At 47.5% G+C, this 11,999-nt stretch carries 8 protein-coding genes; all 8 read right to left on the bottom strand.

Going from position 1 to position 11,999, the window contains the following annotated elements:
* Positions 1–83: 83 nt before the first annotated feature.
* The 8 genes from JJU34_RS15000 to JJU34_RS14965 all read right to left on the bottom strand — a co-directional run bounded on the left by JJU34_RS15000 (position 84) and on the right by JJU34_RS14965 (position 11,857).
* Positions 84–794, bottom strand: a complete 711-nt coding sequence (locus JJU34_RS15000) for an RNA pseudouridine synthase (protein WP_228693214.1) — start codon at positions 792–794, stop codon at positions 84–86.
* 157 nt (positions 795–951) lie between these two features.
* Positions 952–2,715 carry a hypothetical protein gene (locus JJU34_RS14995; protein ID WP_228693213.1) on the bottom strand — a complete coding sequence of 588 codons (1,764 nt, stop codon included), beginning with the start codon at positions 2,713–2,715 and terminating at the stop codon, positions 952–954.
* Positions 2,716–2,851: 136 nt separating this feature from the next.
* Positions 2,852–3,793: a hypothetical protein gene (locus JJU34_RS14990; RefSeq protein ID WP_228693212.1), complete on the bottom strand. Its 942-nt coding sequence runs from the start codon at positions 3,791–3,793 to the stop codon at positions 2,852–2,854.
* A 3-nt stretch (positions 3,794–3,796) separates the two neighbouring features.
* Positions 3,797–5,182, bottom strand: a complete 1,386-nt coding sequence (locus JJU34_RS14985) for an MBOAT family protein (RefSeq protein ID WP_228693211.1) — start codon at positions 5,180–5,182, stop codon at positions 3,797–3,799.
* A gap of 129 nt (positions 5,183–5,311) precedes the next feature.
* The gene (locus tag JJU34_RS14980) at positions 5,312–6,769 is read right to left on the bottom strand and encodes a PhoPQ-activated pathogenicity-related family protein (protein ID WP_228693210.1); all 1,458 of its coding nucleotides are present in this window, start codon (positions 6,767–6,769) and stop codon (positions 5,312–5,314) included.
* A gap of 75 nt (positions 6,770–6,844) precedes the next feature.
* Positions 6,845–8,365: a c-type cytochrome domain-containing protein gene (locus tag JJU34_RS14975; RefSeq protein WP_228693209.1), complete on the bottom strand. Its 1,521-nt coding sequence runs from the start codon at positions 8,363–8,365 to the stop codon at positions 6,845–6,847.
* A gap of 54 nt (positions 8,366–8,419) precedes the next feature.
* Positions 8,420–9,802 (bottom strand): DUF1552 domain-containing protein, encoded by a 1,383-nt coding sequence (locus JJU34_RS14970; RefSeq protein WP_228693208.1) that lies wholly within the window; start codon positions 9,800–9,802, stop codon positions 8,420–8,422.
* A gap of 90 nt (positions 9,803–9,892) precedes the next feature.
* Positions 9,893–11,857: a DUF1592 domain-containing protein gene (locus JJU34_RS14965; RefSeq protein WP_228693207.1), complete on the bottom strand. Its 1,965-nt coding sequence runs from the start codon at positions 11,855–11,857 to the stop codon at positions 9,893–9,895.
* Positions 11,858–11,999: the final 142 nt, after the last annotated feature.

Genomic DNA, 11,999 nt, shown 5'->3' with positions numbered 1-11,999 from the left:
CTTATTTTCACAAGTATAGCGATTTTTTTCACGCTCTCTCGCTGTTTTTTTGCCCTTACCCGCTCTAGGCGCACCCAGCGGTATTAACTGAATTTTTCCAACTGCCGGATCAAGACAGCAAAGTCTTTCGGGTAGGCGGCCTCTACCTTGATAGGGCTTTCATCCAATAGACGGAACGAAATAGCGTAAGCATGCAAAGCCACCCGCTGCATCAAAGGTTCCTCTTCGGTGCCTTTTTTAAGGTTAAATTTACGCTTTATCTGAGATAAGTACAGCGGTTTGCCACCATACAGGGCATCTCCGCAGATGGGAGCCCCCAAGAAGCTTAGGTGCACGCGTATCTGGTGCATCCTTCCCGTGATCGGATTGCAGGATACCAAAGTGTGCCGATAGTACGTCCTTAATGTGTCAAAATAAGTTAGCGCGGGTTTTCCCTCAGCGCTGACCTTCACCACTCCCTTGTTATTGGCATAGAGGTTTCGGTCTACGATGGTCTGCTTGAAATCGTGTATACCGTCTACGACCGCATGATAGATTTTTTCCACACTGCGGTCTTCAAATTGCATAGCCATGTGCCGATAGGCCTCTGGATTTTTGGCGATGACCAAACAGCCGGACGTTTCTTTGTCCAAGCGATGACAAACCTGTGCATCCTCCGAATACTGTTTGGCCAAATGTAATATGTTTTGCGCCTCATGCCGGTCATCCAAGGTTGGCATGTAGGGAGGTTTGTTGATAACTATCAAATCCTCGTTCTCAAACAGGATGAAGCTTTTAAAATCAGGTTTTTTCATTTGATACCCCTTCGTCTTCGGGCTGCAAAGCTAGGCAATTATCCACATCCTACGAAATGGAAAGCTGATTTTGGTGCTTGATCACTGCTTTATAATCCCGCTTTCCGGCGGCCGTAGCGCATTGTCGGCCAGTGAATACTTCAAACTAGCTAGTGGTTTATTTAGGTTCTGCTGTAGCAAACATCACTTTTTTCGCTTTCCGGTCTATACCCACCAAGCCACCTGTAAGCGGGTCTGAAGCGATTCCTTGTCCGGTGAAGGGGGCAGGATAGGTGTCTACGTATTCCAACGTACTTCCTTTCTCTGGAATACGAATATAGAAAAGTTCTCTTTCGTCGTGGCCGGTGACCAAAAAACCGTCCTCATAGGGCACCCCACCAGATACGCTCATGCTTCCCAATTGTTCGATCACCTCTTTAGGAAACCTAAACCGGCTAATCTCCTGCCAATCCGCGTCCCATTTGACCAAGTAACTAGCGGCGTTGTTTTCTTTGTAATGGGCAAACATACCCCACCAGTGCCCCTGATGGCGCACCACCCAAGTAAGACTGCCATCTGTTTCGCCAAACTCAACTACCGTATAAAGATCTCCCGATATGGGGTCAAAGCTGCGAATATCACTTCGGTCGGGCTTTTGTGGGTAGTTGGAGTGAGCCATGTAAAGGTAACCCTTGTAGAAAAAACCGCTGTTTAGGTGAATGGAGCCCGGAACGTCTATCAGTTTTTGAAGTTTTCCAGATTTACGTTCATACTGTCCGATTTGGGTATTGTTGATTGCATAAACGTACAGACTGTCCGCCGCCGCGGCCTGATGCGCTTCTTTGGCGTAAAAGGCAACGGATAGCTGCCATTCCTTAGGTAGTGCCTCGGAATGCATGGATTGTTTTGTATGGAAAATATTGACTCCTGCGGACGAATCCAATTGATAGGGTGCAGAAAGGATTGCCAGTTTGTCGTTTTGATAATGTAGTCCGCCCGCAGCCTTGAAATCAGCCTCTAGGGAAGGAATGAAGGCCTTGGAACCCAATTTTTTCAGCGTGACGGATTGCTGCGGAAAAGAGTCTATTTTTTCTGGCAAACCGGATGAATGGGAACTCACTAGCTTAAAATCAGGACTTACCCAATTTTCTTTTTCCCCAATTTCAATAGAGAAGATGTCTGCCACCTGCCTATTTTCGGAGGTTTTGGCAAACCCGACGAGGTACAAGGTTTCGTCTTCGGAAACTAGATTTAGGTTCTGGTAAGAATGCCAGGCTGGATCAGACCAATCCTGTCTCGGTAACTGAGCGATTTTCACGGTTGCTATCGGCTGGAAGGCTGCAGATCGGAGGCGGAAGTCATTTTCAGAGATAGCGTAAAAATCGAGGTTACGGGCATCCCAATCCGCCACGACGAGCAGCACGGAACCTTGGTGTGAGGTAATGCCCACCGCCCCTGCTGTTGATCGTTCGAAAGGCCCGGAACGTTCCAGGGTAAATGCGGGGAGCTTCCAGGGATCCGCCGACTTTGATAGCTCATAGACCAGTACCTTGGAGCTATTGCGCAGGTGGTTGTCTTCTATGCCTACGGCTAGGTGGTCTTGAAAAATCTGAAAGCCACCTGCATGTCTATAGGGGGCCATCAATAGGGTGTCAATCGAAAGAATACGGGACGTTCCTCCCTGTAGATGCGCTTTGGCCATGTAGGCGACATGGGAAGAAGATCCGGATAGGTAGACGATGGTGTCCTGGCTGCTATGATGAAGCTGTATTCCCTGTATATGTCCTCCAGATTGATCAAATGCAGGGGTTTCGGCAAATAGGTAGGTTTCCGGGTAGGCGGATAGCAAGTGGAAGGAATCCGGAATAGAGTCCGTCGGTTCGGCGATGCTGATTCCTGTACTTATTAGCGAATGAAAAAGAAAGATGAAAAGTAGATGCATGGTGGTTTTCAACGGGTTTAAGCGGGAAGGTAATGGATTAAAGATAGGGATTTGTCCGTTATTTTTTCAGTTTGCGCAAGAAATTCATTCAGCGGTACCGTTCCTGCTTGAAGTCTCACGCCAGTATCATGGATTTTCATCGAATGTCCCGTAATCGCCCGTTGATCAACTCAATCAGTTTTTGTTGACCCTGTGGGCTGAGGTGTCCGTGATCGATGTAGTTTTCGGAGTTCGTACCGACGTCCGCGGGGTGGGCGTTAAAATCGGTAGCGATTACTTGATTGCCGTACAGATTGGTTAGTTGCTCGATTTGCTGCCAGTAGTTTGTTAAAATTCCCTGGTTGGCGCGGTAGATTTCACGGGGCAATGGATGGAAATAAAGAAGTAATTTACTGCCAGACTCGTTGATTTTTTTGACTAATCTAGAGAGGGAGTGAATTCCTTCTTCGTTCTCCGCAAGCGTTCGGATTTCCTTGTCTTTAGCTTTTTCACGAATATGCGTTTCCACGTCAGCTACTTGAAAGAAGCGGTTGTAATTGTTTCGTCCATTGGTATCGTATTGATTTCGAGGGAATTTACTTTCCCAAAGACCAAGATTCCGTATCAATGCAAACGCATAAACCCGTAGCAGGGAGAGCGAGCCCCAAGCCGATTGTAGGCCCTTTTCGGCCAAGTGAGCGTCCGGATTCTCGTTTACTCCGGTCAAGTAAGGATGGATGCCGATAATAACCACTTCAAATTGAGCACCCTGATCCACGCCGGCGGAATACAGCTGTTCCAACTGACCTATTCGGGCTCCCATCAAGCTGGCATTGTACACCCGATATCCTTGGATCTGAGAGGGGTCGATATTCGCCGATAGGGAGGCACCTAGTAATAAGCCGTCATAGCATTCGGGGACATACCGGTGCATGTGGAGGTACTTGGTGTACCGTTCCTCTCCATATACGGTAATGTTGCCGCAGGGATTTTCTCTATAGAGCCCAAAAATATCGATTTTTCGGTTGATGCCTGCTACTGTCAGTGCGCCGAGTAGGCAGGCCATCACTAGGATAATGAAATAGGTTTCATTTTTCATAGCCTAAAAATCAAAGTATAGGAAATCCTGTTGTATCATGGAATTGAGAAAAATCAAATTAAGGACGAAAAGCAAGACTACCAAAACCGCATAATAGAGGGTTGGCCGAAATCGTTCTCCAATTTCCAAGCTATTGGGACAAAAAAGCAGGATGATTCCCGCAAGCCAGATAGGAGAGTCGTATTTGTTGGGCACCAGAAAAAAATCGGTGGATCCGGTGTGCAGCACCACCATTCTTTCCAGGAGGGTAATGGCTTCTGAAAAATCTGCGGCCCGAAAAAATACCCACGTAAAATTCACGAATAGAAAGGTGAAAACGATCGCTAGGGGATTCGGTACCCGAAACCGGACCTTTTGTAGGAGTTGATAAGCCACCAGAGCCAATCCATGAAGCATGCCCCAAATCACAAAGGTCCAACCGGCACCGTGCCAGATGCCGCCAAGCAAAAAGGTCAAGAATAGGTTTGCCAGTGTTTTTGGTGTTCCCTGCTTACTGCCACCTAGGGGAATGTACACGTAATCCCTCAAAAACCTTCCCAGCGTCATGTGCCAGCGCCTCCAAAATTCCTTGATGCTTTTAGACTTATAGGGGGAGTCAAAATTGATTGGTAGGCGGATATTGAACATCAAGGCCAGTCCAATGGCCATATCCGAGTAGCCACTGAAGTCAAAATAAAGCTGTAAGGAGTAAGCAAGGGAGGTTATCCAGGCTTCCATACTACTGACCAATGTTACATGGGCGTAGCCGGTATTGGCGATGACGCCGAAAGTGTCGGCAATGACGATTTTTTTAGCCAGTCCCATCAGGAAGATAAATAACCCTTTGCTTAGATTGAATCCGTTTACCCGAAAGGTTGCTGGAGAGTTGAACTGCGGCATCATTTCCTGATGATGTACGATCGGTCCGGCAACCAACTGAGGGAAGAAAGAAACGAACACCCCGTAACTGATAGGGTTATATTCTGAGGTAAGACCTCGGTAGCTATCTACCAAGTAGGCGATTTGCTGGAAGGTGAAAAAGCTGATACCCAGTGGTAGTACAATGTGCAGCAAAGGCCATTCAGCGGAAGAAAGTGTGTTGACGGTTTCGATAAAAAAATCAACGTATTTGTAGTAAAACAGCAACCCGAGGTTAGCGGCAATTCCTGCTATCAACAGTAGTTTTTTCTGGGAGGTATTGGCAAGGGCTTTTCCGATGGAAAAATTTACGGTCATGGACCCGACGATGAGCACTAAGTAAAGGGGGTTCCACCAGCCATAGAAGAAAAGGGAAGCAGCTAGTAGCCACCATTTAGCGCCAATGCTTCCAAATAGCCGATTTAGTAAAAAATAGAGAACCAGCGTGATAGGGAAAAAAAGGAAAATGAATCCAAAGGAGTTAAAAAGCATGGCTAGTGTATGTTGGACGGTGTTCTCTGCAACCAAAAGTGCTGATTATCTGATAAAGATACGTGCAGATGCGCAAAAAATAAAAGCTGTGCGGGATTTGATTCCTGCACAGCTTTTAATGGATACTTTTTATTTTTTTGGAGTACCCCTTGGCGTTTCCGGTTTATAGGGTTCAAAGGGATAAGTTTCCGGTAATACCTTGACACCGGTGGTTACCTTTATGGGGGTATTTCCAGCATAGGTGAGCTCTACGAAGTGTCCTTTCCAGCCTTTTTCGGGAGCTTCAATAGCGATTTGATAGGTGCCATTTTCTTGCAATGGGATAACCGTATCTATCCATTTTGGGCCCAGCACGTCGATGCGGAAATCCCGGGCATCGGGGTTATGTGCCTCCCACAGTTTTACCTGCACCGGAGGATTTTGCGTATCTACGGTTAGGTTGATATGGGTGTCGGTCACCTCCCACGCGTACTCCGGGCGGGGCTGATTTTGAAGAATCCGTTTGTAGAAGCCCAGTAAAATCTGCATGGCATCCGAGTTATCCAGAGAGTGTCCGGCATTTGGGATATAGGCAAGATGCTTTTCACCCGACAAATCGTCCCAGTAGAATTTCCAGCTATCAGGCAGGAAGAATTGGTCTCCCGAACCGTTGATTAACAATTTGGGGAGGTCTTTATACACATCGATAAATGAGTAGGGCTCAGTAATTTCCAAGAGCCTGTCGTATTCTTCGGTGCCCATCCAGTCCATAATACCTTCCCGCACGTAATCTTTTACCGCAGGTGCCCAAAATCCGTAGCTTCTCCAATGATGTTGGAAGGAAGGCACGAGGTTAAGTAGATCGATCACGATCGGCGCCATACCGACGACCCGGTCGTCCATGGCGGCGGTGGTCCAGGTGGTCCATCCTCGTTTCGATCCTCCGGCTACCACGTATTTTCCAAGGTTTAGTCCCAGTTCTTTTCCGGTATAATCTACCACCGCATCCATGGCGTGTATTACAGCCTTGGTCATGGGAAGTCTCGCTAACCAAACAGCATCTTCGTCTTTGGCACCGCGCTCCATAAACTCTCTCCATCCATAGGCGATCAGCCCGTCTTCCACCCGTCCCTCAACGGTATCGCCGACGAAGGTCACCGGCTGAAAGGGGATATTGTGTACTTTGATCGCCGTGGAGTTTGTGGCGAGGGCAGCTTCTACCAGCATCTGGTCCGGTTTTTCGGGTAGTTTCGTGTTGGTGCTACCGCCCGAAATCATGAGAAAAGAGGTCTCATGCTCTAATTTTTTTGGAATCACAAAGGATACCCAGTGCCACCATAAGGTCTCGGTCACCTCTTTTTCGGAAAGCCAGTTTTGGGATTCCAAACGAATCACATAGTAATCGTATCCTTCCGCTTCGGCATGGTGTACCATCTCGTAGGACGTGGCCGGGTCTACATGCGCTATATAGTCGCGTAAGGGGTCCGAAGGTGGGGTTCCGTTTTCCACGGGTGTTTCCGTGGCGGTTGGCTGACACGCCAGCATAGCCAGCGAGAAAATAACGAGAAACAAGGTTTGGATACTTCGTTGAAAAATGGCTCTACGCATACTCAGTGGTTTTATTGGCTATTTTTTTCTTACGTTACAATAATACGGTTTATTGCGGTAGGTGTACTATTCTGTTTACTGAAAAAGTGGACCTTCTTCGATATGGAAGGTGATATCCGGCCGATAGGTCTGCAACGCCTGAATGATATCCAACTTCACGGGCGTGCCGAAGATATAGACCTGCTTCAGTTGAGGTATGTCCAGCAGATGGAATATGTTACCCGGAATCAAGGGGGTAAAGGAGATATTAAGAGTTTCCAGCTTTTGGTGTGTATGGAAGTATGGAAGCCCAGAGCCGTCTATCCGTGTTTTTTGGACGAATAGCCGCTGGAGGTTGGCCATTTTGGCGATAAAGAACAACTCGTCGTCTGAGATATCCGCAGAGGCAAGGGAAACCGAAGAAAAATAGGCGAAGTAGGGTTCCAATTCCAGTAATTCTGCATTGGAGAATCGCTTTGGTGGGAAGTTCATACGAAGCCTAAAAAAGGAGCCCTCTGCTTCTGGATCCCGTTCGATCTGAACGTTCAGTTTCAAAGCCAACTTGTCCAACTCAGCAACAACTTTATCGAATGCCTCTCTTTCCAAACTCATCCGCTGTTGGGCTAGCTGCACCTTGGGCAGTAGGGTCTGTAAGGTGGTCGCAATGGACGCGTCATCCAGTAGTCGTATGATGGGCAGTTCCTTTTCCGCACCATTTTCAATCCAATAAGTAATTAACTTTATTTCTTCTTCAATAAGGCCGGGTTTACCCTCTGGAGGCATGCGTTCATCGTCTGAGACAGGCAAGTGCACCCGAACGAGCATTTCGCTTTCTGCAGGATTGCCCGGAACAAGGGCGAACTTTCCGCTTTTCCCAGCTTTTAACAACTGATCGTGAGTAGTCATTAGCAGGTCTCCTTTGGTCTTGTTGTCGTTGTGGCAGTTCAGGCACTTGGAATTGAGGATGGTATGAATCACATCTTCGTAGACTAGCAGTTCTTCCTGAGGTTTCAGAGCCACGGTACTTCGGGGCAACAAGTGGGACAGGGGTTCGGATAGAAAATCCTGTCCGTGGGTAAGCGATCCGCCTATGTGGCTGGTATAGGCAAGTGCCCAATTTGTAAGCAACAAAAGGGTGATAAAAACGGGATTTTTTGCGGCCTCGTTAGACTTCCCGTCTTGGTAAAAGTAATAGGCCGTGGTCAGGCAGATGCCTAAGCCTGTTAGAATCCCCCCGTACAGGTGGTTTTGAACCGTCTCTCCGGTATAGTTTTCGGAGGCAAATAGGAGATACCCGGCAACTGCGGACCCAAACGCTGTGAAACAGCCCAGGGTCAGTAGTACTTTGACCAAGGTTGGGTGTGTAAATGCCGGCTGATGCCTCCCTATAAGGACAAACACAGCGGTCAGGATGATGATGACGATGGGGAAATGAAGAATCAGTGGATGAAACCTTCCCGCTAAGACCAACAGAGAAGAAGCGTCGCCTAACGAAGATGGAAGAAAAAGTATACCGAGAATAAGTGCCGCCAGCAACAGCGGTATGAGAAATCCCCAGATACCGGAACTACTGTTTTTTCCGGCATTTGGGGAATCATTGAAGTTGGATTTTGTCATAAGAATACAAGCCTTCCCTGAAGGTTCAATGCAATAACACCTCGTTGACCAAGCTTAAACTAAAATTTCGTGAAGGGTTCGGGTGCTGTCTGCAAACTTCGTGGTGTTCATTCCCACCGTTTGCATCCATGTAGCATACAAATTTGCCAGCGGAGTGTTGTCCTCAAAAATCAGGTTTTGGCCCGTTTTAATTTTACCCCCGCCTCGGCCGGCTACAATGATAGGTAGGTCTCGCGGAGAATGTCGGTTGCCGTCACGCAAGCCAGAAGCGAACATCACCAGGGAATTATCCAGGAGCGTACGGTCTCCTTCTTTGATAGATTTTAGTTTTTCGCAGAAGTATCCGTACTGTTCCAAGTGCCATTTGGTAATGCGGTCGTACTGTTCCAAGTTGCTTTCGTTGTTCATGTGGTGCGATAGCGAGTGGTGTGCGCCACTTACCCCGTCCAAAAACGAGAAATTGCGGTTACTTACGGAGTTGCCGTACATAAAGCTCAGCACCCTGGTCGCGTCACTCCATAGTGCCAAAGCCATGATGTCGTACATGAGTCTGGTTTTTTCGGTGATGTCTATGCCGGCATTCAGTTCGGTATACTCTTCGATATTGATGTGGAGCCGATTTAACTCCTTGCGGATATCGGGGGTAATTTTATTCTCAAAATCTTTGATATTGTTCTGATTGGATATACGCTTTTCGATGGAGCGGATGGATTCGAGGTATTCCTCTAATTTATCCTGATCAGATCGGCCCAAGTTGTTTTTAAGCGACTTGGCATCCTCTTTTACTGCATCCAGGATGCTGTGCTTGTGCGGGTTTTCACCTTTTGGCGTACCATCTACGAAGGACTTGAACAGGCGATCAAACGCAAGTCGCGGATCGATTTCTTTCGAAAGTGGTGTGGTGGGGTTTTTCCAGGAAATGCTGGAGGCATACAGGCGGGTAAAGCCCACGTTGATGTCCACTCCCGTTGCAATTCGGTCTAGCCCATATTCTAAGGAGGGGAATAAGGTTTCGTTTTTGTAGTGCTCAGCAATGAGTTGGTCAACGGAAATACCTCCTGCATTGATATTGTCTCCGGCGGTTTTGGTGATGGGCATAGAGGTCAACAAGTTGGCATCCTTGGCATAGTGACCATCTGCACCCTGAAATATGGAGTTTTTGTTCATCATCTGGCCAAGGACCAATATATCATCTTTCAGAGATTTCAGTGGCTGTAGGGTAGGCGAAAGCTCAAAGTGCGTCCCTATACCAGAGGGGGTCCAGCGGTCTGGATGCACACCGTTCGGCATAAAGATAAAAGCAGACCTTACCGGGAACTGCGGATGGGTGCTTGCGGAGGCGGTGAGTGGAAACATCGCTTCCAAAAAAGGAAGAGCCACTGCTGCACCTACACCTTTTAACATTTTTCGCCTGGAGATATGCCACTTTTTTCTCATTTCCGTGAGGGTTGATTGGGTTATGACTAGTGCTAATGAGCAAGTTAGCTAGTTAAATCGATATTTCAAATGGAGAATTGCTGCCCGGTATTAAATTTCGGTGGATCGTTTTTGAAAATCTTTAATCTTCATTCGGAATGGATAGCTTTTAACCAGCTCCCCGATAAATATTTTTGGATGAAAATCATGGGTCAACAGGTTCTCCGTCAAATCCCGAATGGCTATTTCATCCGAAAACAGCACTCCTCTACCTACTGCGTACGATAGAAATTTACGGCTAATATTTCGCGCAAACTTTTCTTTGTCAGCCATCAGCAGTTGCTTCAGTTCCTTTGGTCCGGCAAACTGCTCGCCGGTGCTAAGTACACCGGAAGGATCGATGGGGATATTTCCATAGCTGTCACGCCATTTTCCCACCGCATCGAAATTTTCGAGCCCTATACCCAATGGATCCATTTTTTCATGACATGACTGGCAAGCTGGATCCGATCGGTGTCGCTCCAGCAGGGCCCGCAATCCCAAGTCTTCGTGCAATCCGTCATCTTCGGGAAGTTCACTGACATCTGGTGGCGGGGGAGGAGGGCTGGTGCCCAGTATTTCTTCCATGACCCATTTACCTCGTAATACCGGACTTGTCCTGGTAGGAAGTGAGGTAACCGTCAGTACGCTTCCCATACCTAGTAGTCCGCCTCGGATTCCGTCTGTTACCCGAACCAACTGGAAATCGTCGCCATCTACACCATCAAGTCCATAAAAACCTGCAAGTTCTTTATTGACAAAGGTATAGTCACTGTTTATTAAATCCAGAAAGTTGTTTCCTTCCGTCAATACATGGTGAAAGTAAGCCGTGGTTTCCTTGTACATGGCGTCCTTGATTGCCTCTGTAAATTGCGGAAACCTGCCTGCATCGGCTAAGGGAGCGTTGGGATCCTTTAGTTTGGTGATTCCCAGCCATTGACTGACAAAGGATTCGGAAAACCGCAGTGCTTTCGGGTCATCCAGCATGCGGTCCACTTGCTGATCCAAGATCTCTTCGGACTGCAATTTTCCTTCAGCGGCTAGCTGAAACAGTTCCTCGTCCGGCATACTGGACCAAAGGAAGTACGACAAGCGGGTGGCAATTTCAAAATCATTGAGCGGTACGGGCCTTTCCAGGTCCGGTTCTTCTTCCATTTTGTAAAGGAAGGACGGCGCGATCAAAATTGCCTTGTAAACTTCGGCCATACTTCGGTCGAATCGCTCGGGGTTATTCATCGAGCTGTTGGCTGAATATACCTGCTGGAAGAGGTTGGTTAGCTTTTCCTTTTCTTCAGATTTCAAGAATCGGCGATAAGCCTTGCTGGCAAAGGGATAAATGACCTGTTCGGCAGCTTCAGTTACCCGGATTTCCGGATCATAGTCCTTGTTAAACAGTGATTTGAACCAGTCAATTATCCGATCCCAAAGGCTCACTCGGAACGCGATGGGCACGGCATGTCGCCACTTATCTTTATCCTCATAGAGCGTTTCCACAATTTCCTCGGCGGCATCAAAATAGCGTTCCATCTTCAGAGGCGTGAAAAATAGCGCACGTCCTTGATTATCAAATCCACCACCTCCAGATCCGTCGGAGGGAAAGCGGTTCTTCGCGTCGAAGTGTATACCCGTCAAATCAAGGACCGTATAGGAATACTCGGTATGGTTTAACCGACGAATCACCACCTTGCCGGGTGTTTTGTTTTCCAAAGATTTGATCAAGATGCCGTTCACGCCGTCCACGAGTGTGTGGTATTCATCGGCAGAAAGGGGGGGCTTATTGCTCGGCGGCATGGCCATCCCTTTGACTTCGTCGATAACCTTCAGCCAAAATTGCCCATCCTTGATCACCCTGCCTTCTTCTTCGTAGATTTCCAGGTTTACGCCTCCTTTTGGATTGCCTACGTTGTGGCAGGAATAGCAATGGTTTCGCAATACAGGAATGATATCCTTCGTAAAACTCAGCGTTTCCTGCGCACTTGCAGTGAAGCTAAGAAAAAACGTAAGAAATAACCCTGCGAAATAGCCTGTTATCCTCATATATCCAAATTTTTAGCCATCCATTTGCCATGAATGTTCCCGAAAATATAGGTAAATAATCGATTTGATTCAACGAGCTTTTGATGAATGGAGAAAAATAGGCAGCCGGCAGGCTCAATTGACTGGGTAGGTGGAATTGTTT

Origin of the sequence: Lunatimonas sp., from assembly GCF_020832325.1 — a bacterium.
Taxonomy (GTDB): Bacteria; Bacteroidota; Bacteroidia; order Cytophagales; family Cyclobacteriaceae; genus Lunatimonas.
This window is presented reverse-complemented; position numbering and strand designations above follow the sequence as displayed.

Coding starts and splice junctions, on each gene's coding strand:
- JJU34_RS15000 (WP_228693214.1), bottom strand. CDS start 794: ATGAAAAAACCTGATTTTAAAAGCTTCATCCTGTTTGAGAACGAGGAT.
- JJU34_RS14995 (WP_228693213.1), bottom strand. CDS start 2,715: ATGCATCTACTTTTCATCTTTCTTTTTCATTCGCTAATAAGTACAGGA.
- JJU34_RS14990 (WP_228693212.1), bottom strand. CDS start 3,793: ATGAAAAATGAAACCTATTTCATTATCCTAGTGATGGCCTGCCTACTC.
- JJU34_RS14985 (WP_228693211.1), bottom strand. CDS start 5,182: ATGCTTTTTAACTCCTTTGGATTCATTTTCCTTTTTTTCCCTATCACG.
- JJU34_RS14980 (WP_228693210.1), bottom strand. CDS start 6,769: ATGCGTAGAGCCATTTTTCAACGAAGTATCCAAACCTTGTTTCTCGTT.
- JJU34_RS14975 (WP_228693209.1), bottom strand. CDS start 8,365: ATGACAAAATCCAACTTCAATGATTCCCCAAATGCCGGAAAAAACAGT.
- JJU34_RS14970 (WP_228693208.1), bottom strand. CDS start 9,802: ATGAGAAAAAAGTGGCATATCTCCAGGCGAAAAATGTTAAAAGGTGTA.
- JJU34_RS14965 (WP_228693207.1), bottom strand. CDS start 11,857: ATGAGGATAACAGGCTATTTCGCAGGGTTATTTCTTACGTTTTTTCTT.